Origin of the sequence: Cyclobacterium jeungdonense, from assembly GCF_010994275.1 — a bacterium.
Classification (GTDB): domain Bacteria; phylum Bacteroidota; class Bacteroidia; order Cytophagales; family Cyclobacteriaceae; genus Cyclobacterium; species Cyclobacterium jeungdonense.
In genome coordinates, this window is the sequence record NZ_WMCD01000001.1 from 213,908 (window position 1) to 240,329 (window position 26,422).

The 26,422-nt window shown below is 46.4% G+C and carries 20 protein-coding genes; 13 read left to right on the forward strand and 7 right to left on the reverse strand.

All coding sequences use genetic code 11. The features are described 5' to 3' along the window. Positions 1-71: 71 nt before the first annotated feature. Both GKS34_RS00810 and GKS34_RS00815 read left to right on the forward strand, forming a co-directional pair. On the forward strand, positions 72-860 hold the full coding sequence (locus GKS34_RS00810; RefSeq protein WP_163382917.1) for a hypothetical protein: 789 nt from the start codon (positions 72-74) through the stop codon (positions 858-860). Next, on the forward strand, positions 854-1,858 hold the full coding sequence (locus GKS34_RS00815) for a S41 family peptidase (protein WP_163382918.1): 1,005 nt from the start codon (positions 854-856) through the stop codon (positions 1,856-1,858). Before GKS34_RS00810 ends, GKS34_RS00815 begins: the two co-directional genes overlap by 7 nt. Here the strand turns inward: GKS34_RS00815 and GKS34_RS00820 are convergent, their stop codons facing one another. After that, on the reverse strand, positions 1,859-4,846 hold the full coding sequence (locus GKS34_RS00820) for a PVC-type heme-binding CxxCH protein (RefSeq protein ID WP_163382919.1): 2,988 nt from the start codon (positions 4,844-4,846) through the stop codon (positions 1,859-1,861). A gap of 60 nt (positions 4,847-4,906) precedes the next feature. After that, positions 4,907-6,505 (reverse strand): hypothetical protein, encoded by a 1,599-nt coding sequence (locus tag GKS34_RS00825; protein ID WP_163382920.1) that lies wholly within the window; start codon positions 6,503-6,505, stop codon positions 4,907-4,909. A gap of 236 nt (positions 6,506-6,741) precedes the next feature. On the opposite strand from GKS34_RS00825, the gene GKS34_RS00830 reads away from it, so the two are divergent. Both GKS34_RS00830 and GKS34_RS00835 read left to right on the forward strand, forming a co-directional pair. Then, a complete protein-coding gene (locus GKS34_RS00830; RefSeq protein WP_163382921.1) occupies positions 6,742-7,602 on the forward strand; it encodes an arylamine N-acetyltransferase family protein in 861 nt (286 codons plus the stop codon). Positions 7,603-7,644: 42 nt separating this feature from the next. Continuing rightward, positions 7,645-8,784: a BamA/TamA family outer membrane protein gene (locus GKS34_RS00835; protein ID WP_163382922.1), complete on the forward strand. Its 1,140-nt coding sequence runs from the start codon at positions 7,645-7,647 to the stop codon at positions 8,782-8,784. Between the two features lie 54 nt (positions 8,785-8,838). Here GKS34_RS00835 and GKS34_RS00840 read toward each other — a convergent pair whose 3' ends face one another. Further along, positions 8,839-9,084 carry a hypothetical protein gene (locus GKS34_RS00840; protein WP_163382923.1) on the reverse strand — a complete coding sequence of 82 codons (246 nt, stop codon included), beginning with the start codon at positions 9,082-9,084 and terminating at the stop codon, positions 8,839-8,841. A 436-nt stretch (positions 9,085-9,520) separates the two neighbouring features. On the opposite strand from GKS34_RS00840, the gene GKS34_RS00845 reads away from it, so the two are divergent. Both GKS34_RS00845 and GKS34_RS00850 read left to right on the forward strand, forming a co-directional pair. Next, positions 9,521-11,575, forward strand: coding sequence for a right-handed parallel beta-helix repeat-containing protein (locus GKS34_RS00845; RefSeq protein WP_163382924.1), 2,055 nt, complete (start codon positions 9,521-9,523; stop codon positions 11,573-11,575). An 88-nt stretch (positions 11,576-11,663) separates the two neighbouring features. After that, positions 11,664-12,992, forward strand: a complete 1,329-nt coding sequence (locus GKS34_RS00850; RefSeq protein ID WP_163382925.1) for a Gfo/Idh/MocA family protein — start codon at positions 11,664-11,666, stop codon at positions 12,990-12,992. A 43-nt stretch (positions 12,993-13,035) separates the two neighbouring features. Here the strand turns inward: GKS34_RS00850 and hmpA are convergent, their stop codons facing one another. From hmpA to GKS34_RS00870, 4 genes are all read right to left on the reverse strand, one after another. Continuing rightward, positions 13,036-14,241, reverse strand: coding sequence for an NO-inducible flavohemoprotein (gene hmpA, locus GKS34_RS00855; RefSeq protein WP_163382926.1), 1,206 nt, complete (start codon positions 14,239-14,241; stop codon positions 13,036-13,038). A 364-nt stretch (positions 14,242-14,605) separates the two neighbouring features. After that, positions 14,606-17,080, reverse strand: coding sequence for an ATP-dependent helicase HrpB (gene hrpB, locus GKS34_RS00860; protein WP_163382927.1), 2,475 nt, complete (start codon positions 17,078-17,080; stop codon positions 14,606-14,608). Between the two features lie 78 nt (positions 17,081-17,158). After that, positions 17,159-17,668 (reverse strand): DUF2911 domain-containing protein, encoded by a 510-nt coding sequence (locus tag GKS34_RS00865; protein WP_163382928.1) that lies wholly within the window; start codon positions 17,666-17,668, stop codon positions 17,159-17,161. Between the two features lie 71 nt (positions 17,669-17,739). Next, positions 17,740-18,885 (reverse strand): Gfo/Idh/MocA family protein, encoded by a 1,146-nt coding sequence (locus tag GKS34_RS00870; RefSeq protein WP_163382929.1) that lies wholly within the window; start codon positions 18,883-18,885, stop codon positions 17,740-17,742. An 852-nt stretch (positions 18,886-19,737) separates the two neighbouring features. Between GKS34_RS00870 and GKS34_RS00875 the strand changes: the two genes are divergently transcribed. The 7 genes from GKS34_RS00875 (at position 19,738) to GKS34_RS00905 (ending at position 26,419) form a co-directional block, all read left to right on the forward strand. Further along, positions 19,738-20,349, forward strand: a complete 612-nt coding sequence (locus GKS34_RS00875; protein WP_317167950.1) for an ArsR family transcriptional regulator — start codon at positions 19,738-19,740, stop codon at positions 20,347-20,349. Next, positions 20,346-21,278, forward strand: a complete 933-nt coding sequence (locus GKS34_RS00880) for a glycosyltransferase family 2 protein (RefSeq protein ID WP_163382930.1) — start codon at positions 20,346-20,348, stop codon at positions 21,276-21,278. Before GKS34_RS00875 ends, GKS34_RS00880 begins: the two co-directional genes overlap by 4 nt. 1 nt (position 21,279) lies before the next feature. Continuing rightward, the gene (locus GKS34_RS00885) at positions 21,280-21,999 is read left to right on the forward strand and encodes a GNAT family N-acetyltransferase (protein WP_163382931.1); all 720 of its coding nucleotides are present in this window, start codon (positions 21,280-21,282) and stop codon (positions 21,997-21,999) included. Positions 22,000-22,013: 14 nt separating this feature from the next. Further along, positions 22,014-23,024, forward strand: coding sequence for a GNAT family N-acetyltransferase (locus tag GKS34_RS00890; RefSeq protein WP_163382932.1), 1,011 nt, complete (start codon positions 22,014-22,016; stop codon positions 23,022-23,024). After that, positions 23,017-23,934: an O-fucosyltransferase family protein gene (locus GKS34_RS00895; protein ID WP_163382933.1), complete on the forward strand. Its 918-nt coding sequence runs from the start codon at positions 23,017-23,019 to the stop codon at positions 23,932-23,934. Before GKS34_RS00890 ends, GKS34_RS00895 begins: the two co-directional genes overlap by 8 nt. A 3-nt stretch (positions 23,935-23,937) precedes the next feature. Next, complete coding sequence (locus tag GKS34_RS00900; RefSeq protein ID WP_163382934.1) at positions 23,938-25,206, forward strand: hypothetical protein; 1,269 nt, start codon at positions 23,938-23,940, stop codon at positions 25,204-25,206. 136 nt (positions 25,207-25,342) lie between these two features. Continuing rightward, on the forward strand, positions 25,343-26,419 hold the full coding sequence (locus GKS34_RS00905; RefSeq protein WP_163382935.1) for a DegT/DnrJ/EryC1/StrS family aminotransferase: 1,077 nt from the start codon (positions 25,343-25,345) through the stop codon (positions 26,417-26,419). Positions 26,420-26,422: the final 3 nt, after the last annotated feature.

Here is a 26,422-nt window from a genome sequence, read left to right on the forward strand (position 1 = left end):
CTCAAACAGGAATATTTACAGATTTTTGTACTTTTAGAAATTGCTATAGCAAACGAAGGAAAAAAAGAATAATGCGATTTTTCTCCACCAATCTTATTCTCATATTTTTAATGGCCTTTTTGGCCGAAACAGATGCCTATTCTCAATCGAAAGGAAACCTTTGGTTAGCCACCGGTTTACAGCTGCATTCCAGTAGGGATCGGGGTTTTTCGCCTATGATATACAGTGGCAACCGAACTTTCAGCTTGGCTACCTTTGATCTTGAATCCACTAATAAGTCAGAGGTTTTCCAATTCGAATTTGGCTATGGCCCTTTGACTAACCGCTTTGGAAACTCCTTGAATTCACTATCTCTGGGTTTATTGAATTATACATTTTATCATAAAGAGTCACGGGCAGAAAGGGGACTTCATTGGGGATGGTCCAATCAAAATGTTTTTAATATCAGAAGGCACAATGGCTTTTCTAACTATAGCCTGCGGTACGATTATTTTACTACAGTTGGACCTGCATTGCGCTATGTATATCCATTTGAGTGGAAAGGTCAATCTTTCAAATGGCAAACAGTGGCTCATTGGCAGCTGGTAGGGTTTCAAATTAAATCCGGCTATATAGGTGCTGACCCCGAAGGCATTTCTGAAGGTGATTCGGGATTTAGAAATTTTCTACGTGCTGTAGATCCGTTTTTTGCAGGTCGAGACTGGAGTATGGGACTGGAATCCAGCTTGCTTTGGACGTTGCCCACTGGGAATAGCCTCGGAATAAGGTACCGGCCTGAAATTTCTACCCTTGGAAGAGGTCAGCCCGTCCACCGGATAGGACAAGCGATTTTGGTGATGGTAAATGTACGTTTATGGTAAAGCAAGGACGCTATTTCTGGATTTTGTTCTTTTTTCTGCTTTCATGCGAACAATGGGTGCTTCCCACGGACCCTTCTCCAGGGGCTATGGAGGTGTTTGATAGTCTCTGGGAGGATGTAAACGATAGGTATTCTTTCTTTTCCCACAAGGACATCGATTGGGACCGTGTAAGGGAGACTTATCGGGCTAAGGTAACGGAAAACATGGGCCAACTCGATTTGTACGAGCTATTGGCTGACATGCTATTCGAGCTCAGGGATGGACATGTCAATTTAAGTACCGGTTTTAACCGAAGCCGAAACTGGGAGTGGTATCAGGAGTTTCCGGTCAATTACGATGAAAACCTGATCCAACAGGAATATTTAGGTAGGGACTACTGGATTAGCGGTCCCCTGCTTCATCAGATGGTGGATGAGGTGCTTTATGTTAATTACCGTTCCTTTGGTCAGCGGATTTCCGAAGCCAACCTTCAGGTAGTGGTAGAAAGAGCCAGGAGAAGCCGGGGAGTGATTATTGATGTTAGAAACAATGGAGGAGGTAATCTGAGTAATGCGGAGTTATTGGCATCTGCCTTTGCGGAAGAAGAACTGGAATATGCCCGCCAACGTATTAAATCAGGCCCAGGAAGGGAGGAGTTTGGCCCCTGGGAGCCGATGGTCGTCAGCCCCTGGGATGAAGGGACCTTTACAGGTTTGGTAATTGTCCTAACCAATCGAAGGTCCTACAGTGCCACCAGTTTTTTTGCTCAGATGATGAAGACCTTACCCAATGTCCTCCTTTTGGGTGATCAAACAGGTGGGGGAGGGGGAACACCGGTTTTTGGAGAACTGCCAAATGGCTGGACTTACCGGTTTTCGGCAACCCAAACCGTGGACCTTGAGGGTCGTCAATTGGAAGATGGCGTTTTGACGGATGTGCGGCTGGACCTGGATCCGGCGGCTGTTCAAAGAGGAGAAGATAACCTGATAGAAGCTGCCATTTCCCTGCTTCGGCAGTGATTAAGGAGTTGTTGGTTTCGCTTGGTTCTGCTTAAGGAAGGCGATTAAATCAGCAAGATCCTGTTTACTCATGCTTTGTTCCAGTCCGTCTGGCATCAGGGAAGTCCCGGGTGTTTCTATTTTGGCAATCCGGGTCCGAGGCAGGGTTTCATCGGTTCCAAAAGTTGTTTTTATGCTCAAAGAATGGGCGGATTCGGCTGTGATCCTGCCGGTAAGCTGCTTGCCGTCTCCCGTTTCCACCCGTACTGTTTGGTAGTCGGGTAGTATTTCATAATTGGGAACCAGTGTGTGTAATAACAAGGCAGAAGCGGGTTGATTGTTGATTCCTGTTAAATCCGGTCCTACCTGGCCTCCTTCACCCGAATGGCTGTGGCAAACTGAGCAATGGGTCACAAATACCGATTTCCCGTTCAGGCCGTTTCCTTTCATATCCAATACCTCGCTGTATTGTTCATAGACTTCCATCCTGCCTCCTTCTTCCATGGTATCGAATAGTTTGTTAGCCGCTATTTTTACCCGCTCATTCTTGGAGTTCATCAGGTTTTGCCGGGCGGTAGAAGGGATGGCTGTGGGGGCTATTTGCCCTGCTTCCAATGCTACAATGAGTTCCTCTAATAATACAGGATGCTGAAGCAGCCGATTCAAAACCGCAGCCTTTACCTGTGGGGTGTAAGTTTTCCATCTTTCAGCCTGAGTAAGTACCTTACCCGCCTGAGCTGGGTTTCGTCGCGAAAGGGCCTTTACGGCTGCCAGTTGGATTTCAACTGGCTGATGGGGTACGAGCAGATCAGCCGATATCGTTTCGGATTTACCTTGTGTAAAATACCCCAGCAAACTGGTAGCCTGAACCCGCTCATCGATAGGTAGCGTTACCTGCATCGCCGTTTCGGAAAGTTCTGAAATCCATTCCTCCTGTTCCTGTTCATCTAATTGCAGCGAATTTAAATAGACCTCCGGAGATTTCGGATTTTCATCCAGACCTTGAAACATTCCTGCCAAAAAGAATAAACCACCTGCGGTGTTTTTTCTTTCCAAATACAAGGAAACCAGCTTTTTTGAATCGGTTAAGTTAAGGGAAGCGCCCAGGAGCTCTCCAAGGTCACCAAAAAGCCTGTTTAAACCGTTAGTGGAGGGATTTTCTGCCAGACTGTCCAGAATAGGTAAGAATTCCAGCGAATGTTCCCCCAGGCCTGAAAGCACGGCGGTTCGTAACCAAGGGTCGGCGGCATCCTGGACGGCAACCTTGGCTAGCGGAAGTAATTTTGAGGCGCCGTTTTGGCGACCGATTACCAAGGCAGCAACAAAGCGGACTCTTGCGTCCGAATCTTCAGCCAGCTTTAATATTTGATTTTGAAGGGGTGACCCTTGGGTTTTCTGGAGTTGGGTTATCCAAAGAGCCTGCTCCCGTACGCCTGGATAAGGATCTTGTAACGCCGCTATCAGCGTCTCTTCCTCCAAGGTATTCAAATGTTGCAACAGCCACATTGCCCTGACACGGGTTTCTGGCAAAGAAGCGTCAGTAACCAGCGATTTTAACTCAGGGGCAATTTCAAAAGGTCTGGATTCCAGTAGTAGTCTGAAAGCGGTTTCCCTGGCCCAGGCATCCGTGGCGTTTAACGCGTGTAGCGTTTCAGATAGGCTTACGGGATCCTTTTTGGGAAAAACGAAATCGATTTCCTGGAAGTTGAATTGATTGTTGCTAATCCGGTAAATCCTCCCTTTGTTTTTGCCGCTGGAAAAATCCAATTTCGCCCTGGCCTCCTCCGGCACATAGGAGGGATGGTCTATGATTTTCCGGTACATATCGGCAAGATACAAAGCACCGCCCGGCCCATGCGCAAGAAAAACAGGATTAAACCAGGTGTCCGTAGAGGATAAAAATTCCCAACCGTCATGAACTCTTGTGGAAGTAAAACTGGCTCCTTTTTTTTCCAGCTTTTGTCGCTGAACCAGGTTTTGGGCCGGTTCACAGATAAAGGCATCTCCTAGATGCAGTTTTGAAAGGCCAAGGCTTTGGTAAATCAAGGTACCGCAGGCAGAGGTAAAGGTGCCTTCATGAGAACGGCCCATAAGCTTTGGAATATAGGCTGCCGTGGTCACCGAAGAACTAATGGGGAAAACCAGTGCCTCCGACTCTACCGGAGAAACGTTCTGAATAGTGGAAGTACGTAAAAGATGGGGATTCTGATCCAGTTGTTCGGTTTCCAGCACAATGTGCTGCAGGGGATGGCGGTTGCTGGTTCCAAATCTTCGGCCAAACGCATCAAAAGCCAACCCAAACTGGCTCTTTCCCCCGGTAAGTTCAAAGTCCATTGTTTCAGGATGAAAGCGGCTGTCTGAGGAAGTGAAGATCAGTGGGTCCTTATCAGGTCGGGAGGGCGCATAAACCTCCCCTCCCGTCAGACCTGAGGTAAGGTAAATCCATCCGTCCAATCCCAAAATGGGGTGGCTAACGCGAATCTGCGCTGTTCTGCTGGTATCAAAACCTGTCAGGACGATTTCACGAATATCCGCCTTGCCGTTTCCATTGGTGTCTTTTAGGTAATACAGGTGCGGGGCGCAGGTAACAAACACCCCGCCTTTCCAGGGCAGGATACCGTTGGGATAACCGAGGTCATCGGCAAATACGGTCCGGTAATCGTATTTTCCGTCCCCGTCCCTATCTTCCAGCCGGGCGATTTTTCCCAGGTTTTCGGCTGCGGATCCATTCATAGGATCCGGGTAACCTGTGTTCTCGGCAACATACATGACGCCCTTCTCGTCAAAGGCGAATGCAGCCGGGTCTGCAACCAACGGTTCTGCCGCTATCAGGTCAATTTGTAAGCCAGGTTCCAATTGGAAGGCCGCCAGGGCAGCTTTGAGTTCGGCAGAATCGGGGTAAGTGTAAAGAAACGAATTAACGGGGTTTTCCTGCCGTTCGAAAGCAGGCTGACTTTCCTTTTCATCGCTGTGCTTTTGGCAGGAAGAAAAGAGTATTGGTATAATCATACCAAAAAGAAGGGAATAAAAGCAGCGTAAAATCATCGAAATAAGTAGAAGAGAGTATTATTATTGCCTTCCGGTTTCCGGGGGCACATTGCCATAGTTCCAAGGATCTCCTCTAAAAGGTGGCGCTTTTGGATGCTGAGGAAGCGGGTCGGGATCCAATTTACGGATTAATTCCAGGCTGGAAGCAACTATTTTGGTTCCGGCATCCACTTCCAGGTTACTATAGGAAGTCAGGCGGGTTTCATATCCTCCGCCATCCGGCGCAAAGGCTTCAGCGGTTGGTACGTATCCCACGCAATCGTTTGCCATGGTCACCGGAAAAGTGAATGGAAAGGTACTTTTTGACTTTATCTCGAGACCGGATTCGCAGAAAAATTCTGCAGGATTGGCCGTAAGAACAGCTGGCCCGATTTGAATTACCTGTAAGGGGACAGCATGTACGGGGTTTTGTTTTCCCCAACTGTCGAGCAAAACGGTTTCCTTGGCAAAAATCCAGTCAGTCCTGCCAACTTGTTCCGGGGTATTTCTCACCATTTTCATGGATTCGCGAACCTTTGCCTCGGTGGGCATCCTTCTTTTTAATGGCAATACGGTAGAATGGGAACGGATTTTCATACGTTCCGATTTGGGAATTTGCAGCAGGGTTTTAACAGCTTCTGCCCCCACGCTGGCTCCCACCAGCCGGGCCCAATCTTCGCCGGAAGGATTAATGTCCGGGTTCCGGTTATTTACTTGCGTCACGTCTCCACTGGCCCCCTGCAAAAATACGACGACGCAATCCTGCCCAAAGGCTCCGCGAATAGTTTGCTCCATATAATACACCCAATTAGCCGAAATCCCACCGGGATTGGTGGTGGTATGGCAGGCGTAACTTACCAGGCAGCCGAGTAGTTTACCCTCGGAATCCCAGGTTCCGATAACCCCAACATCCGGATCTATGGGGCCGGCTACCCGTAAGATGTCTGGATTCAATTGCCCGGGATGGGTAAAGGTCCTGCCATTTTTCATCACAAACCTCCTATTAAAGGCTACTTTTTCTTCTACTCCACTTCCAATTCCTACCTTGACTTCCGTAAGGTTTTCCAAGGCGCGGAGGGCAGTGTTAAGAGTCACTTTCTTTACGACTTCCAGATAGACCGGATCGGCACAAGAAGATTTCTCATAGGCCAACTCCTGTATAAAGGCAGGGGCATGATCGTATTGTCCCGGTTGGACCATGGCGGTGGGGCCTGATGAATGGGAGTGAGAAGCAGCGATCAGGATTTCATCGACCCCAATGTTTGCCCTTTTCTGGATGTGGTTTTTGATTTCATCTACCCAAGGCTGGTATACGGCCAGGGCATCCATGGAAATAATCAAGGCTTTACCGGCGCCGGATTGAAAGGCGGCAATGCGAACCTTGCAGGGATCGTGAAAGGACTGGTGGTACTGCTTGCCGTAGTTGCCGGGTTGCTCCATGCCGATTTCCGGAGAAATGTCTCCTTCCGCAAAGGCAGCTTTTACGGGCCCTTCATCGAAATCTGCCGGATGGTTCATAGGCTTGGGTTGTCCGCTTGCCCATAGCGGCGTACTTAGGGTGCTGGTCAGCCCCATCGACGTGGCCGCCAGCGTTGTATTTATTAAAAATTTCCTCCGGGAATGATCAGGTTTCTTTTCCATGTATTACAAAGGCTTGGGATTTGGAAAATATTTCTTGTGGATTCTGGATGGTTGCACTCGCTTTTCACCTGTATTTTATGTTTTTAAGATACATTAAATGATTGGTAATCCCATTTTCTAGATTTAAATTTTACATCAAGCGAGCTTTCTATCGTCAGTTTGGGGATAATTTTATTGGATGAAATTATTTGAATTGGATCGGAAAGCGTATTTTTATTTGAAAAAATCAGCAAAGGATGTCCGATAATCTAAATGATTTACAACTTTTTAATGACCGGCTGGACGAGCGATCGTTGCAGGCCTATTGGAGCCGGGTCGGGTATAGAGGAGAGGGCGAGCCCACTCTGGAGGCACTAAAGGAATTGCATTACCTGCATCCTCAAGCCATTCCATTCGAAAACATCAATCCGTTTTTGGGGATTCCCCTGGCTATGAAACTACCGGATTTACTTCAAAAGTTAGTTTTGGAAGGAAGGGGCGGGTATTGTTTTGAACAAAACCTGTTGTTTGGGCACGTTTTGCATTCCATGGGCTTCCTGGTAAAGGGGCTTTCCGCACGGGTATTTTGGGAGGTACCGGATGGCGAGATCAAGCCCAGGGATCACATGTTACTTTTGGTGCAGGTGGATGGAAGGAAGTACATAGCGGATGTTGGCTTCGGGGGAGCATCGTTCACTGCGCCCTTATCCCTGGATCAGGAGGAAGAGCAGGAGACGCCGCTGGAACGCTACCGCCTTCAAAAAAAGGGTGATTTTCATTACCTGGAAATCTGGGTCAAAGAACAGTGGCGATTGCTTTACCGATTTGGTATGGAATCCCAACTGCTTCCGGATTACGAGGTAGTAAGCTGGTACTTGTGCACCCACCCCCAATCCTTATTTGTGCAGGAGTTGATGGCGGCACGCTGCATGCCTTGGGGAAGGTATGCCTTGCACAATAACCGCTTTACGATTCATCGTAAAAATGAAGAGAGCCAGAAACGAACCTTAACCAATCCGAAGGAGTTAAAAGAACTATTGGAAGAACTATTTTTGATTCAGTTACCATTACATGAAAACATGATGGAAAAGCTAAAGCAATTGGTCTCGGAAGATTGAGGATACCTTACTGGTTTGGTATTTTTACGAAGATGCACTATCATGATCAATAAATGCTGGATTACGGCTTTCCTTTTGGGAGGCTTTCTTTTATCTACGGAATTAAATGCACAGGGCTTTGTCAAGCGGTACCTGAATTCCATTCTGAACGACACAAGCGATATTTCCCGGCCTCAGTTTCTAATGTACCCTACCCTGGCTTATTCACCTGAAACTAGCTGGGAGATTGGGTTCAGTGCCCTGTATGTTTATTATGCAAAAAGAGACACCACCCATCGATTAAGTGAAATAAACGGGTTTACCTTTTTTACCCTTGAAAATCAGTATGGTTTGTGGCTAGATCATGCCAATTATGCCCAGGGCGACAAATGGTTTTTTTTGGGCCGTATACGGCTTCAAAGTTTTCCGCTTCTTTACTATGGAATAGGGAGCGATAGTCCTTCGGATTTTATGGCGAGGGTAGATGCCAATCAAATTTGGATCAAGGAACGGGTCTTGAAAAAAGTTCGGAAAAATTTGTTTTTCGGTATCGAAATGGATTGGCAGCGATTAAGCCAGGTTCGCTTTGTGCCTTCCGAATCAGTGGAATCATTGGAGCTTCCTGCAGGTTTTCGGGGAAGTTCTAATCTGGGATTAGGTTTGGGACTGGTCTACGATGACCGGCACAATGTGCTGAATGTAAGAGATGGTTTTTTTTCCGAATTGGCCGTTATGAGGTACAACCCCTTTTGGAAAAGCGAGTTTAATTTCACCAGTTTTTTGTCAGATACCCGTTTTTACCATCCTGTGGGTAAAAGCAATGTATTCGCCGCTCAGGTGTTTGGGCAGTTCCAAACCGGCGAAGTTCCTTTCAATCAACTGTCTTTGATGGGTGGCGAAAGCCTGATGAGAGGCTATTATACCGGAAGGTACCGAGATCGCAATCAATTGGCGGGACAGGTTGAAATGCGATTCTTACCCCTTCCGTTAGGATTTAGCAAAAGAATCGGTGCGGCGGTATTTGCAGGAGCGAGTCAGGTTTTTCCAGAAGTCAAGGCCCTAAAATGGGATAATACCGTATGGTCAGCAGGTGGTGGATTGCGGTTTCTTCTTTTTCCTAAAAAAGATATTTATACCCGCCTCGATTTTGCATTTACCGAGGAAGGGAACGGTTTTTATCTTTTTATCGGGGAGTCTTTCTAAATCCCATTACCAATTCTCCTTAACTAACGAGTATAGCTTATACAGTCAATACAATTAATTTTGGTTCTGTAGATTGTAATCAGGCCTGAAGTCGATCCGATGAATTCTCGGAGCGTTTTTTTTTTCATCCGTTTCCGGTAATTTTCCCACTTTCCAGTTTGCCGGTTTTTGGAATTTCCCTTGATTTTTAAATTCCTCAAATGTTTCGGGATCATCTTCCGCTGACCTAACGGCCTTGATGATAAATAAAAGTCCCAAACTGATTCCTACTGCCACAGATATTAGAATGTACGTTTCCATAGTTTCCGATCATTAAAAAAGCATTTTTCAAAAGAACACTAGGTTTTAGCCTCTTTTTAATTTTTTAGGTTCCGAATTATTAATTAACATTTCAAAATTAATAAAATTTAATTACAAATTTTAATAAAAAATACTTGTTTTTATGAGCAAATTTTTGTAAATATAAAATAGTATTTTGTTGTATTATTTTTGTATTTCGTGTCTTGTGCTATGATTGTACTAAAATTGGTAGCTGTTAAATCCTATAAATGGATGGATAAAGGGACTTTTTTTGTATTATACGCTTATTTTTATCTGTGATTCTCTTGGGCTGGGGATGTTTTCTGATTACTTTTAATCAATAGGATTATTTATATATTTTACTAATTCCAATTTTATGTTTGGTTTGAATCGGTTTTCATGTACTATTTTTTTTATTTTCCTCCTGACGCAATCTATGAACTGTTTTGCGCAGGAAATTCATGTTTCTCCCAGTGGAGAGGACACCGGCCCAGGTAGTCTGACACAACCGTTGAAATCCATGGAGGGAGCTAAGCTATTTGTTCGAAAACTGAAATCGGAGGGGAGATTCTCCCAAAACATAGAAGTAATTTTTCACGAGGGCGATTATTTTGTTTCCGCGCCGGTACATTTCGAGATAGCGGATAGCGGCACGGAGGAACATTCCATTACCTACCGGGCCGCGGAAGGAGCAGAAGTGAATTTCATTGGGTCCAGGCAGGTCACCAATTTTGAGTCTATGGGAATGAGTGTTTACCGGGCCGATGTGAGCGGACGGGATTTTGAGCAGCTGTATGTCAACGGGAAGCGGGCGATCCGGGCAAGAACTCCAAACAAGGGAGCGTTTTTTGAAGTTAGATCCGTAAAAGAAACACTCTTAGACGGAGAAGAGGAGCGGGTTCCGGCTTTTGCCATTCAGGAAATCGAAATTGATTCCCTTGATGCCACCCAACTGAAGCTTAGGGAGGGTTTGCCAAATGCGCTGGCTGTTTTTTATCACAAATGGGACAATACCCGGAAATACATACAGCATTACAGTTCGGATACCCACCGTTTCTGGATAAGCGGTGGAGGAATGAAGCCCTGGAATCCTATTAATGAGGCAGCGAGATACTATGTGGAAAATATGAAATCAGCGTTGGATGCTCCCGGGGAGTGGTTTTTGGATCCCGACGGGTCCTTATATTATATTCCTGAAAAAGGAGAAACGATGGAGACTGCCCTGGTTTTTGCTCCCGTGACGGAACAATTACTGGTAATTTCGGGTAATTCTCAGAATGAAAAGGTCCGTAACGTGCATTTTGAGGGATTGCGTTTTTTATATACGGGATACCGTACTCCGATTTCCGGCAATGAACCGGCTCAGGCAGCCGCTCCAATACCCGCTGTAGTCATGGTAGACTGGGCAGATCGGGTGAGCTTTCGAAAATGCGAAATTGCCCATACCGGAATAGGGGCGATCTGGTTAAGAAATGGGGTAACTAATAGTACGCTACAGCAAAACTACCTGCACGATCTGGGCGCAGGAGGAGTAAAGATCGGTCCTCTGGCTGCCGGCGATTCGGAGGAACTGGAGGAAAGATTAGCTGGGTTTAACCGGGTGGACAACAACATTATTCGCGATGGTGGCTGGGTTTTTCCCTGTGCGGTGGGAGCAATGCTGTTTCATGCGCATGACAACGAACTGACCCACAATGAAATTGCCAATTTCAGGTATTCTGGCGTTTCGGTGGGTTGGGTATGGGGATATGGGCAAAGTTTTTCCAAAAGGAACAGCGTCAAATTTAACCACATCCACCATTTGGGTTGGGGGGATTTGAGTGATATGGGCGGGATCTACACGCTAGGTAAGTCCGAAGGAACGGAAGTAAGCCACAATCACATTCACCATGTTTACTCAATGACCTATGGGGGATGGGGCTTGTATACAGACGAAGGTTCTACCGGAATACTTATGGAAAACAATCTGGTTTACGCTTGTAAAAACGCCGGTTTTCATCAACATTATGGAAGGGAAAACCGGATTCATAACAATATTTTTGCTTACAACCGGCTTTCACAGCTTCAAGCCACCCGGGTGGAACCCCATACCTCGTTTACCTTCACAAACAACATCGTATTGTACGACCAGGGCACTTTGCTTTCCAGTAATTGGGACAAAATCAACCTGATTTCCGACTATAATTTGTATTGGGATGAGCGGAGTAGAGAGCCGAAATTCGGGGATATGGACTGGAAGGAATGGCAACAAAAAGGGAACGATCAGTATGGAGTAGTCCAAAATCCTGGTTTCAGGGATGCCCGGAATTTTGATTTTACCTTTACCGATCTTTCGGCAGTGGAATTGATAGGCTTTGAGCCCTTTGATCCATCAAGGGCAGGGGTTTATGGAGAAAAAGACTGGGTAAATCTGGCTGCCTTTGATCCTGAGTTGGAGAAGAAATTTGATAACCTGGTAGAGGAACTTTCGAAAAGCCAATCAAGGGATTGATAATGTTTTGTCTGGAAGCTGGGAGTTTCGGTTTTTTTTTGTTATTTGTACCTGCTTCAAAGAAAGGTGAATTCGGAAACTCAAAAAAATGAACAAGAAAAAAAAGAACTTACTGTCCAGACGGAAGTTTATGGGGACGGGCCTATTGGGAGCTGCCGGAATTGGGGTATTGCCCCAAAGTGGATTTGGGAAGGCGCCTCAAATCAGAAAACCGGCGGCAGGGACCCTTCGTCTGGGGTTTATCGGGCTGGGCAGACAGGCCAATGGCTTGTTAAACAGCTTCATTTCCATGCCAGATATAGAAGTAATCGCAGGATGTGATGTCTATGGGGCAAAGAGACAACGATTTTTAAACCGTACCGCAGCTTATTACCAAGAGCATAATCAGCAGGTGGACGTGAAAGTGTACGAAAACTACCACGATCTGCTAGCCCGAAAAGACGTGGATGCGGTAGTCATCGCTACACCGGATCATTGGCATGCGCTGATTGCCATCGATGCCTGCAAAGCTGGGAAGGATATATACCTTGAAAAGCCGCTTACCTTTACGATTAAGGAGGGACAGGAACTCGTCGAAGCTGTCCGCTCCAATAATACTGTCCTGGCAACGGGCAGCATGCAGCGATCCTACGCTAACTTCCAACATGCTGTAACCATGGTTCAAAAAGGACGCATTGGACCGGTCAGTAAGGTTTTTGCCTGCGTTGGAGGACCCCCAAAGCCCTTTGATCTGCCCGAAGAAAATGTACCTGCGGACTTGAACTGGGATCTTTGGTTAGGCCCGTTGGATGCTCCCATCCATTTTAATAACGAGTTGAACCCTCCCATATCCCTAAATCCCCCTGAAAATGAGAAAATGTGGGGAGGCTGGCGCTGGTACAAAGAAACCGGTGGAGGACTGACAACTGACTGGGGAGCACATATGTTTGACATCGCCCAGTGGGCCATAGGAATGGACCGGAAGGGACCCCTGGAGATTATACCTGCAGGGTATCAAGACACCCAATACCTTACCTTTAAATATGCCAATGGCGTAACGGTAACGGAACAGCCTTTTGATGAAAAAGAAACCAGGGGCTGCAAGTTTTTTGGCAGGGATGGCTGGGTAGAGGTATCGCGATCCCATTATGAAGCTTCCGACCCTTCCTTGTACCCTGTCTTGGAGGAAGGTGAAAGCCTTCAGGGTGGTGGTGGAAGAGCTCATCATATTGATTTCATTGAATCCGTACGGCGAAGGAAAGACCCCATCGCCCCGGTAGAAATAGGGCACAGCACCTGTGTCACCTGCACCTTGGGAAATATTGCCTATGATTTGGGAAGGCCCTTAAACTGGGATCCAGAAAAGGAACAGTTTGTCAATGATCCTGAAGCGGAAAAACACCTGCACCGGCCCTACAGAGCCGGTTACAGGTTGTAATAAAAAAAAAGCGGCATCATTCAGATGCCACTTTTTTTATACGCTAGTTCAAATGGATTGTCTGGGGGCCAAACTCTTCAAAAAAGATGGATTCCTGAGGAAAGCCCATCTCAAGTAGGGCAGCATGCTGTGCCTTTATGAACCCAGCTGGGCCGCAAATATAGAACCTGCTGTCTTCCCGAAGCGGAGGTAATTTTTCCAGGTCCATTGGACCTTCTTTTATGCCCTCCTTTTTGTCTTGCGCGTCAACAGCATCGTAAAAAACGTGTTGTTCGATTAGGGTATGGCTGGATGCAAGTTGTTGTACCGGCTTCCTGAAAGCGTGGACAGATTTGTTTCTGCAAGCATGTACCCAGGTAAGGGGATGGGTTAAAGTAGATGCCGCCATGGTCTCCAGCATGCTCAATAAAGGGGTGACCCCTACACCGCCGCTGATAAGAGTCAGGGGGCGATTAAGTGGTTCAACCAAGGTAAAGCTACCTGCTGGTGCACTGAGGTTAACGATACCTCCTTCTTCGATGCGGTCGTGCAGGTGGTTGCTTATCATCCCGTTGATATTTAGACGGGAATCATTTTCTCTTTTTACAGATATCCGATATTCATTATCGTTGGGAACGTTGGAAAGGCTGTACTGCCTGGCCTGATTTAATCCCAGGTCCGGCAGAAAAACCTTTAAACTGATAAATTGGCCGGGAATGTGACGAACAACCTTGCCGCCATCGGAAGGTTTTAGGTAAAAAGAGGTAATTTCTTCCGACTCATCCACCTTTTTCGATACCACGAAGGGACGCCAGCCGGTCCATCCACCGGGTAGGGAACTTTGATCCTGGTACATCTTTGCCTCCAGCTTTATCATCAGGTCCGCCAGCTCTTGGTAAGCCAATTCCCAGGCTTCCAAAATTTCCGGTGTCGCCGCATCCCCTAGGACTTCTTTAATGGAGGCCAGGAGGTGGTTACCCACAATGGGATAGTGTTCGGGGCGAATGTCCAGGCTGACGTGCTTATGCCCGATTCTTTCCAACTCGGGAAGCAAAACGCCTGGGTTGGCTATGTGTTCGGCATATGCCAATACAGCCATTGCCAGGGCTTGCTGTTGTTTGCCGGATTTTTGATTACCCATGTTAAAGCTATTTTTTAACTCTGGATGGTGTAGAAAAAGGCGCTTGTAAAAGTGGCTGGTTAGCGCAAGGCCACCCTCTCTCAATACAGGGACCGTGGATGAAATGATGTTACGTTGGTTTTCGTTCATTTTGTAGGGTTATTGATCAGCCAATAAATATAGAGCAGGCTGAAATTCTGTAACTTATTTATAAGTGCGCAAAGGTAGTAAAAAAGAATAAAAGGTAAAAATATCTTTATTTGTTTATTCTTTAATAAATACTTGTTTTTTTAGGGATTATATAGGAGGAAAGCAAGCGTATCTGCACTTAATTAGGGTGACCAGAAATATTCCTTAAGAATCACTTCTATCCATGGGCTATTGATTTACGAAAAGATCCGGGTAAGAAAAATGGATAGGTAAGTCAGGTGGGCAGCGGTATTTAGCAAAAATAGTGTTTATCTACCGTTCGCGCCGGTGCAAGGAATCCTTCTTGTTCTTCTTTTTCTTGGATTTACTTTTTCCGAGGGACCCCTCTAATAGCTAGGGCATTCCAGGGGTCGTCCGGCCAGTGGTGTTTGGGGTAGCGGCGTTTAAGTTCCTTTTTTACTTCATGGTACGTCTTATTCCAGAAATTTTCCAGGTCCTGGGTCACCTGAACCGGCTTATAGCCCGGAGATAGCAGGTGGATTAACACCGGTATTTTTCCTTGGTTGATGTAGGGAGTTTGACTCCAGCCAAACAACTCTTGTAATCTGGCTGCCAATACTGGTGGTTCTCCTGAAGAAGCATATTCGATTTTGACCTGGGATCCGCTAGGGAGCTGGAGGCGTTCGGGTGCCAGTTGATTCAGTTCCCGCTGTTGCTCAAAACTCAGGCTGTGTTGGAGGATTTCCAGCAGGGGTAGCTTTTTCAGGTCGTCCCCCGATTTGACTCCCTTCAGGTAAGGAGCAAGCCAGGGTTCGGGTTTGGAAAGAAGCTGTTCGGTTCGGACATCTGGCCAGCCCGCATCCGGGTTCCAGTTTCTTAGACTTAGAATCCTGTTTTGCCATTGGCTAATCGTCTTATCAAATGGCAACCACCTTTCTCCATTGGCGGCAATAGTTTCTAATAGCACTTTCAAAACCTCTTCGGAATCGGGAGATTGGAGCGCCTTTTTTTGTAATAGTATCTGACCAATTTTCCATTCTTCGACTGCCAGCACCGATTCTTCTTGTGCATCCCAGTATATTCTCGGCTTAATCCGGACCATGGGCCGTAGATCTGCAGGAGAAAGAGGAGCCGCTAAAAATATTCTACCTGTTTTTTCTCCTTCATTCACATGCGCAATGGCGATCCAGGGTTCACGTGCCAAATCATCTCTTCTGTCCATGGTGGCGAGACGCCCATTGGCTAATTGAAAAAGCGCCTGGTTTCCAGGTCTGGCGGAGGCGATTCTTTCGGGAAAAGCCTGTGCGAGCAACAATCCTGTCTGGTACGGATCCACGGGACCATTTGCGGGCTGGATGGCTACCAGTTGGCGGAACGATTGGGCTGCTTTTTCAATCTTCTTAAATTCTTTTTGTCCCTTACTCGCTAGTCGGTATCTCCGCAATTCCTCAATTCGCAGGTTGATATCCAATCCCATGGAAGCGGGTAGGGGATCTTTCTCTTCCAGCACTGCTGCCAGGTCGGTAGCGAGGGATTCCAATTTCAGTTCTTTACTGTAAACCAACAGGTGCGCGATTCTGGGGTGGCAGGGAAAGGTATGCACGGCAAGGCCATGAGTCGTGATTTTACCTGAGTCCAGAGCGCCCAAATGTTCCAGGGTAGTAACTGCTTCTTCCCAATGACCCTGGGGCGGTGGGGTAACCCAGGTTAAATCCCTGGGATCGGAAATGCCCCATTTATGCAGTTCCAGGGCCAGCGAGGCCAGGTCGGTCTGCAGTATTTCAGGTTCCCGAAAGGGAAGCAGTTTGTCCTGGCTGGCTTTCGTCCAGAGCCGGTAGCAAACACCCGGACTCAGTCTACCTGCTCTTCCAGCCCTTTGGGTGGCCGTGTCCAGGGTAACAGGAAGGGTTACGAGCCGATTGAGTCCGGTATTGGGATTATATAGGGAACTACGCATGAAACCACCATCCACCACGATGCGAATGCCTTCGATGGTGAGGCTTGTCTCTGCAATGGCCGTTGCCAATACAATTTTTCTTTTACCCTTCGGATGCGGCAGCAAGACAGCCTGTTGCTTGCCAAAGGGCATTTGCCCATAGAGGCTGTAAACAGCCATTTCCGGGTGTCGGTCCTGGAGTATTTTTTCCGTTTTTCTAATTTCTCCCTGACCGGGAAGAAAGGCTAGCACATCTCCTGAATGCGCAATAAGGGCCTCTCCAATAACGGAACTGATGATTTCAGGTAAAGAATACAGGTCGGTGCCGGGACCGTAACGAAGGTCCACCGGGTATTGCTTTCCCTGGCTTTCCAGCAGTGGGATGTGCAATTGGTCAGCTAAAAGGCGGCTGTCCAACGTAGCTGACATGATCAACAGCCTGAGGTCTTGCCGGAGAAACTTCCGAACCTCCATTCCCAAAGCCAGGCCGAGATCGGCATGAATGCTCCTTTCGTGAAATTCGTCAAAAATGATCAGACCAACCCCCGTCAAGGCATTGTCCTGTTGCATCATGCGGGTTAGGATACCTTCGGTAATGACTTCTATGCGGGTATTTGGTCCTACGCAGGTATCAAAGCGGACTCGATAACCTACCCTTTCTCCGAGAGGTTCACCAAGCAATTGAGCCATGCGTTGGGCAATGCTTTTTGCGGCCAGTTTGCGGGGTTCCAGCAGCAATAGCTTACTGTTTCCAAGCCAGGCTTCATCGAGTAAAGTTAAAGGTAGGAGGGTGCTTTTTCCTGCTCCGGGAGGAGCATGCAGCATCAGGAATTCATTCTGTTTCAGCAATTGCTTCAGCCGCGGAATGACTTCCAGTATGGGTAATTGGGGAAAAGACTTCAAAGTAATCAGAGAAAGATAGTATAGGTTAAAAAATAATCATACAGTCGACTTTTAACGGCCGACTGTATGATAGGGAAATTATTCTATGTAAGCTTTGGCCTGTCCGTACTCCCACATGACAACCATTCCGTCATCCTGGATTTCGTAAGTCAGGTTTTCTACCAGGGATTGCGTTTCACCAGAGGGGACGCTTACCCGAAGGGCGTCCTGACTTTCGTCATATTGTGTTCCCCACTGACCGGTTTGCTTATTGAAGATAAACGTGCTGTTGTCTTCTCCCGGGATGATAAAGAAACTGTATTTTCCGGCAGGTAGTGTTTCGCCTTCCACCTTAATATCTTTGCTGGTTTCAAAGATAGTGGCTTCGTTTGCGCCTGCTCTCCAGACTTTACCTAATTCTACCAGGCCGCCAAAAATTTCACGTCCTTTTACTCCTGGGCTGCTGTAATTAACGGTAATTTTGGCTCCGTTAATGGTTCCTTCTGCGGTTTTAGGGGGGCTGGCCCGTTCCTGGCTATGGGATAAAAAGACGACAGCCATCATCAGCATTCCTGACAGTCCGAGCATTTTCATAGTTGATGTTTTCATTTTGGTTTTGGTTTTGGTTACGATTCGTTAAAAATAACGGTTTAGGGGTAGCAATGGTTAGAATTCTACCTTTAAATTTTCACCCAGGCCTGTTTTTTATGACTTTCGATGATCCGTTCGCAAATTAGCAATTCCCGGTATCCATCTTCAAAAGTGGGGTAACTTGGGTTATCGGGTTGCTTGCCTTCCCCGATGGCTGCATATACCTCTTTAAACATTTGCTTGGACGTATCCGGAAATCCTTCGTTATGACCTCCCGGGAATCCAATCAATTTAGCTGCTTCTGGAGTGAATAGGGAAGGATCTTTCATCAAGTGCTGATTAGCGGTTTCTCTTTTACCGATCCAGAGTTCATTGGGCTTTTCACTGCACCATTCGAAATTAGACTTGGATCCGGCAATTTCGATGTTTAGTCTGTTTTTTCTTCCTGCATTTACCTGACTGACCGTTACAGAGCCCTTGTTACCATTATCAAAACGCAGCATTACGGTAGCATGGTCTTCGGTATTGATGGGTACCTCTTCGTAATCCGATTCTTTCAGCATTTTACCGCTGTAGGTTTCAATGGCCTTTAGTGGCTTAAGACGAGTTTTATGCACGGTAGAAAAATCTGCCATGACCTCTGTTACCTTCAATCCGGTTACGTATTCGGTCAGGTCCAACAGGTGGGATCCGATGTCTGCGATGGCACGGGAATCACCGGACTTGTCTGGTTCCAGCCTCCAATTGTAATCGGTTTGTAAAAATAGCCAATCTTGTAAATAGGATCCCATGATGGTGTAAATGTCTCCCAGTTCTCCACTTTCCCTCATGGTTTTCATCTGACGGACCATGGGATAATAGCGCAGGTTAAAATGAACGGCATTTACCAAGCCTGTCTTTTTTGCAAGCGCAACGAGTTCCTCCGCCTCGTCTATTTTGGTAGCGAGGGGTTTTTCGCAGACTACATGTTTGCCCGCCTCCAGCACTGCTTTGGATTGGGCATAGTGGAGGAAATTTGGTGTACAAATATGGACCGCCTTAATCGAGGAATCTTTGAGCATGTCCTCAAATACCATGGCTTTCTCAATACCCAATTGGGCCGCCTTGGCCTTGGCCAGCTCCTCGTTGACTTCGCAAAGGGCAGCAACTTCAATGTTAGGGTTTCTTCTCAAGGCTTCAATATGGGCAGGGCCAATGAATCCGGTGCCGACCACCGCTACTTTAATTTTTTCCATGATGTTAGGTTTATTTTAAAAGATTAGCCTTAAAGATAGAAGGTACTTTTGTATTTTTCAATGGTAATTTCCTTTTCTGCCTGCTGTGCCTGCAAGGAGAAAGGAGAACCTGTTGGATTCGGGATTCTTTTTCAGGACCTGGTGCTCCCTTCGACAGGCTCAAAGCCCCATGACGGTTATTGATGATGTGATGATGGTACCGTCAATGCGTCACTGCTGACCTAGCCCCATTCGGATTTCGATTTCCGCCCCAGCACCCGTGGCAGTCTGTCGGAATACGTTTCTAACGCCCGTTTTCTATTTCCTTTCTACAGAGCACTTGCGTTTCCGCTCCGGATCAGATTGCTTCGCTGGGCTCGCAATGACGAATTCCTTCGTTACCAGGAAAAGGATCGTCACTGCGAGTATTAAAAATTGGCATTTACAGAAAGGTAATGACATTCTAAATCGGTAAAATGATAAACTAAGAATTATTTTAAAAAATAGCACTTAACCAATAAATGATTAGACTTTAAGTAATATGTCAATGGTAGGGTGCTGACCTAGCCCCATTCGGATTTCGATTTCCGCCCCAGCACCCGTGGCAGTCTGTCGGAAGATGTCTCCGCATTGCGTTTTTTTACTACCATTCTACGAATTTCCGGTTTCGTCCAGAAGCAGCGCGTCTTTGGCTTTCTCTGCCCGGCTCATTACATCGGTAGCCTACCCGAGTCTTGAAGGCTAAAAAGGGGCGAGGACTGATCCCAGTTGTTAAATAAAAAAAGAAGAAAAGTTGTTATTTTATTTCGAACGAGTAAATTTGTTACTCTATCCCTGTGGCTCACCTGGCGAAGCTGTAAAAGCGCTTAGGGCTTGTTTCGATCCGTTGCTACTTTATTGGATTTGGTGTCCAGTTATTTGTTTTTTACTCAATTATCACCATCTTACTTACTGCTTCTTCCTTTGCTGGATTCATTAATTACATCTAAGACCAGGATTAAATTACTGGTTAAATTCTTTTCGAATACTGGCAACCGGGGATATCTCAGAGGCCTGGCCGATGAATTTAAAGAATCTACCAATTCGGTTAGGGTGGAACTGAACCGGCTTTCAGAGGCGGGTCTTTTGCACTGGCAAAACAACGGTAAAACGAAAAGTTACCAGGCCAACGTATCCCACCCGCTGTATCAGGAAATACGCAGCATTGTCAGCAAGTACCTGGGTTTCGACGACTTGATTGAGCAGGTGGTTAATAATTTAGGTAACGTAAAAAAAGCCATCATTCTGGGCGATTATGCCGAAGGAAAAGACAGTGGAACGATTGAATTGCTTCTTGTAGGAGAAGCTATTAATTCGGAATACCTGGCGTTTTTAATTCAAAAGACCGAGGAAAAGATTCAGAGAAAATTAAAGGTAGAGGTAAGGGATACAATTCCTGCCGAAGGTCTATCTGGTTTGGTGGTTTTTGAAAAAGAAAGCCAGTGAAAGAAGATTCAGGAGTTTTCCTCTCGGTAGTCGTTCCGGTATTTCAATCTGCTTCCAGTTTGGACGAATTGATTCAGAGACTTCGCGGGGTAATGTTTGGAATTAGTCCTCATGTAGAATTGATTCTGGTGGATGATCGCAGTATGGACAGCAGTTGGGAGGTAATTCAGGAAGCTGCTGCCAATGAAGGGTTTATCAAAGGCATTCGGCTAAGCAGAAATTTCGGCCAACACCAGGCCATTGCTGCCGGTTTGGATGTGGCAACTGGTGAATGGACCGTGGTTATGGATGCAGACCTGCAGGACTTGCCCGAGGAAATTCCCCACCTGTTGAGCAAAGCCCTGCATGGTTACGACGTGGTTTTGGCAAGAAGAGTCAGGAGAAAGGATTCTTGGGAAAAAAAATGGGGATCGAAATTATTCTACTGGATTTTTCGCTATATGAGTGGCTTATCGCACGATCCGGCCGTAGGAAACTTCGGTATTTACCATAAGAAAGTGATTCGTGAACTTATACAGATGAGGGAGTCCTTCCGGTATTTTCCTGCCATGGTACATTGGCTGGGTTTTAGTCAGAGTACCTTTGACGTAGCACATGGCAAGTCTGCCAACAGGCATTCAAATTATGTCTTCCGGTCAAAATTTCATTTGGGATTGAATACCTTATTGGCTTTTTCTGATAAACCCCTTCGACTTACTGTGAAATTAGGTTTTTTTATTGCTTCTATTGGGTTTATATTTGCTATTATCACCTTGATTCGGTATCTCTCCGGAAGTATTGTGGTGCCGGGATATGCCAGCCTGATCGTATCTCTTTGGTTATTGGCAGGTCTTATCCTGATGACCATGGGCATGGTAGGTTTGTATGTGGGGAAAATCTTTGAAGGTGTTAAAAACCGGCCTTTATATGTCGTAGACCAAAGAACCTGATATGATACAATTTCTACCCTTTGACTCCGCTCTTTTCGGCTACCGAGTAGGTAAATTAGTACTTGGAAGGTCTCTTCCTGATTTGGAAGGGGTTCAAACTCAGGCCCAGGGCTTTGAATTGATTTATGTGATGGGAAAACCGGGACTGGTTAAAATGGGAGGCTGGCCGCCCATAAGCACCCGTGTAGACCTTGTAAAGGCCATTCGAAAAACGGATCTGGATCCAGAATCCAATGAAATGGATGAAGTTTTCATTAGTGAACAGGATCTGTCCGTATCCCTTTCTGCCTCCGATCAGCGTCAATTGCGTGAACTGGTACTTACCAGCGGGCAGTGGTCCCGATTCCGGCAAGACCCCCTTATGGCTAATCAGGAATACGAAAAACTTTACACCACCTGGTGGGAAACCATCACCAGCCAAAATCACCGGGTGATGGTGGCCAGAAGAGGCAAGCGTTTGCTTGGATTCATTACGTTTCGATTGCTTCGCGGAAGGGCATATGTAGATCTTTTTGCCGTTGAAGGAAAATCCCAGGGAAAAGGAATTGGTCGAAATTTGATGAGCCGGGTTTTTCAAGAAGTGTACGCAAAGGGCCTGGTACAGGTGGGACTCTCCACCCAAAAGGCCAATGAACGTGCCATGGACTTTTACGGGCGAGCAGGCTTTCAGCCTATGAAAGAAACGTTGATTGCTCATTGGCGCCCCGGAAATTCTCATTGAGATAACCATTATTTTTGATACCAAATAAGGACGCTACGTTTGAGGTGAAAGCCTTTACTCCGGAATTTCTGGCCAACTGGCAGGAAGTTTTGCAAGGGGCACCGAATGCTACGCTTATGCATCAAAGGTCTTTTTTGGCCTACCATGGTAATCGATTTCAGGACGCTTCGGTGCTTATTTATTCCAAAAACCGGCCGGTAGCGGTTTTTGCGGCGCATAAGGAAGGAAACGAGGTGTATTCCCATCAGGGACTGAGTTATGCCGGTTTGATTCATAAACCATGTTCATTAGACCAGGAATTGCAATTGTATCTTCAACTACTTCGGTACTACGAGGAGCAGGGAGTCAGCCGGCTCAGGATCAAGGCAACTCCTTCTTTTTATGGATCCGGGTATCAGGAATCCCTCTCCTATATCATGCATTTGGTTCAGGCGGAAACCAGCCAATTGGAATTGTCTCTAGCCATACCCTTGCCCCTTAAGGTCAGACACAAAGGTCGGAAGGCAACGATTCGCCAGGCGTCAAAATCAGGATTGGAAATTCGGGAGGAGGCTGATGTGGGTTTATTTTGGGACAAACTGCTGGAACCTAATTTGCAAAACCGCTATCAAAAAAAGCCCACTCACAGCAAGGATCAAATGCGTTATTTAAAAGCCAGGCATCCTGAAAATATCAGGCAATTTACGGTCTTCAAGGAGGGGGTTCCGCTGGCAGGTGCCACGGTTTATTTTACACCCAATTGTTTGCATACCCAATACCTGGCTACCAATGAGGAAGGCAGGAAGGCACATGCCCTGGATTGGCTGATCCATTACCTGTGCACCACGCAGGCGAAGGGAAGGAAGTACCTGGATTTTGGTCATTCCAATGAATGTGCGGGAAAAAAAATCAACCGGGAGCTTTTTCGCTGGAAGGAAAGTTTTGGTGCCCAAACCTTTGTACATGCCCACTATAGCCTGGCCCCAGAAGCCTGGCGACAGCTGGATCAAGTGTATGACTGGAAAAGTCGGCTAAAGAATGCCTAAAAGGTCAGCCATCAGCCCGGAGAGAAGGCAGGAATTGCAGCTCAAAAATGCATGCTATGTCATTACGTGTTATAAAGACGAATTTCTATGCAAGGACCATCCTAATGGTCGTTGTGAGCGGGGTTTTTTCTCCCTTTTTCTGCAAGTAGTGTATGGAATGGCTTTTGCAAAAAAATACGACTTGCCTTACAAGGTAGATTTTACTAATGTGAAGTATGCCTATAGCGGGAATCAAGGCAGCGACCAGATCAGTTTTTGGGAAGCGTTAATGGTACAGAGTAGTCCTTCTCCAGGATATATTCCTATAGTAAATCTCCGGTATGAAACGCATCCGTTGAGAATATGGAGCCGCCATTTTATACGCTCCCTACATCAAACGCTTCAATCGGAAATCCGACTTCAGGATAAGTTGCTTAACAAAGCAAATGCCATAAAGGAAAGGTTCAAGGCTTTTAAAATACTAGGTTTGCATGCGAGGCGTACCGACCATCCTACGGAAGTGCCGCCCGTTAGCGATTGGGTATTAATAAATAAAATTGAAAAAAGAATAACAGCTTTTGACCGGTTATTTGTGGCAACGGATGATACAGCCTTTTTAGAAACGCTGAGAACCAGGTTTCCGCAAAAAGTCCTTGCTCATGATTTTATTCGCTCTGAAACCGATAGAGCCATTCACGATCATGGAGGCAGGGAAAATGGAATACTACTTGGGGAACAAGCCTTGTTAGATTGCCTGTCGCTTTCCTTTTGCCAGGAATTGATCCTATCGCCATCTAACTTATCCTATGCCGCTCTGGTGTTTCAACCGGAAACTCCTTACACCCTGGCCGAAAGCAGCGGGGCCGCCTGGTCCCGAAGAAAAACCTTGCTAGCATACCGGTTAAACCAATGGGGAATCCGAAAATGGTAATTTGTGATTGAAATCTATCCCTATAACGAATCCATTCCTGCCAACTGCCCCCGATGTGGTGCGGAAAGTAAGGATATCGGCGAACTGTTTTTCCAGGGAACGCATGTTTTATCCGAACAGAACTGTAGGGATTGCGGGCTTGATTTTTACGCGACGCTGCCAATTGGGCATGCTGCCCTTTTTCCGGTTGCCTTTAGCCGGAACGGAAACCATTTCCGGTACAACCGAGAGGAAGGATCCTGGATGGTGCGGCCCCTGATAGAGTCTTTTCAGAATGAATCTGACGCGCAGGCAGAAATAAAGCTTTTGCAGCCAAATCCCGGAGGTGACCTGATCCTGGTCAATTGCCTGGACAGTTGTTTCGGGCATGTTTTTACCAAGCTATGGAATGTGTATTTGCTGAAAAAACAGTTTCCATCCAAAACCCTGGCGGTACTGGTACCGGCTCGCTGCCGTTGGTTGATCACCGATGGGGAGGTAGAGATCTGGTCGGTGGACCTGCCTTTGGAGGAGATGGGCAAGTGCATGCTAGGCTTGGATGCCTGGGTGAAGGAACAGTTTAGAAGGTTTGCTTCCGTGGCACTGAGTGAAGTGCCGGTACATCCCCCACTGGAGGGACTGGATTTTGAAGAAATATTGCGTGCCCGTCCTTTTGCCCTGGAGGATTTTGACCATCAACCGCTGCAAGTAACTTTTATCTGGCGTTCCGATCGGTTTTGGCTGAACAGCCGCCTGCTGGATTTCCTGCACAAGGCATCCATTAAATTCGGGTTTCAGGACCCGGTGCGGAGGCTATTCTGCTACCGGCAGGCCAGTTTACTGGGCCAGTTGGCTCGAAAGCTTCGGAAATCCCTGCCGGAAGCGCGTTTGGTGGTGACTGGACTGGGAAAGGAGGGAAGGCTTCATTGGAGATGTCAGGACGAGCGAGTGGAGGCGATTGACGAAGCCGTAGAACGAACATGGAATGAGATTTACCGGCATAGTCAGCTGGTGCTGGGCGTACACGGCTCCCACATGCTGATTCCCACGGCCCTGTCGGCGGGATTTGTAGAAATCCTGCCCCGGCACAAGGTACCTCATCTTACTGAGGACATTGGCCGGCACCATAGGGGGAGGATGGGACATTTCCTGGGGCGCTTTGTAGACGAATTTTCCTCCCCCGATTTAGTTGCAAGGCATGTGGTCAGTATGGTGAAGGGCTTTGGACGGGTTTATAAGGGGCTTGATGAAGAAATTCCTAAGAGTGAAAAAATTTTAGGAGTTGAAAGTTGAATATTTTAGAAAGCGGTATTTTTGGCCGTACTGACGGGTAATTAGAATTACCACTTTCAGATAGCGATTTTGGCTGAATAACTTGTGGATGATGAATAGTACCTATTTTTAATTCAAAGAAACTCAATCATAAAAAATGATCCCAGTAACCAAACCTTTTTTACCTCCCCGGGAGGAATACAATCGCTTCTTGGATGGCATCTGGGAAAGGAACTGGCTAACCAATAATGGGCCTCTTGTAAACGAACTGGAACTCCAGCTTAAAGAACATCTTGGTCTTGATCATTTGCTTTTTGTTTCGAATGGTACCATTGCCCTTCAGTTGGCAATTAAAGCCCTTGGCCTTAGAGGTGAAATTATTACCACTCCTTTTTCCTATGTGGCCACAACCACCTCAATTATCTGGGAGGGGTGCACTCCGGTATTTGTTGATATTCTGGCTGACAGATTGACCATTGATCCCGATTTGATCGAAGCGGCGATTACTCCCAACACATCGGCGATTTTGGCGACTCATGTATACGGGATTCCGTGCGAGGTTGAACGGATACAGCAAATAGCAGATGCGCATGGACTGAAAGTAATCTACGATGGGGCACATGCGTTTGGTGTACAAGTCAAAGGAAAATCCGTTTTTGAATACGGGGATATTTCCACCTGTAGTTTTCACGCGACCAAGCTCTTCCATACTATTGAAGGAGGAGCTGTATTCACTAAAAATTCTGAACTTTTGAAAAAAATGGCATTTTTAAGAAACTTTGGTCATGACGGTTTTGACAATTTCAATGGCATCGGAGTGAACGGCAAGAATTCAGAATTTCATGCAGCTATGGGTTTAGCCCTTTTTCCACATCTGGAGGCTATTCAGGAAAAGAAAAAGAAACAGTTTCATTTTTATTATGAGATTCTTACAGGGCTCAAGGTAGACTTTCCAAAAGTGGATCAAATTGAACAATACAATTACGCGTACTTTCCGATTGTCTTCCCGAATGAAGTACAGCTCAAAAAATCCATGCAGATGCTTGTGGATAATAGCATAGGTTCAAGGAGGTATTTTTATCCTGGGCTGAACAATTTGGATTATACCCAAGGCAACTGCCCGGTTTCTGATGGTATTTCCGAAAGGATCCTTTGTTTGCCTTTATACCATACGCTGACCATAGAGGAACAAAGAATGATTGCGAGAATTTTGCTAAGGGTACAAAATAATTAAAAG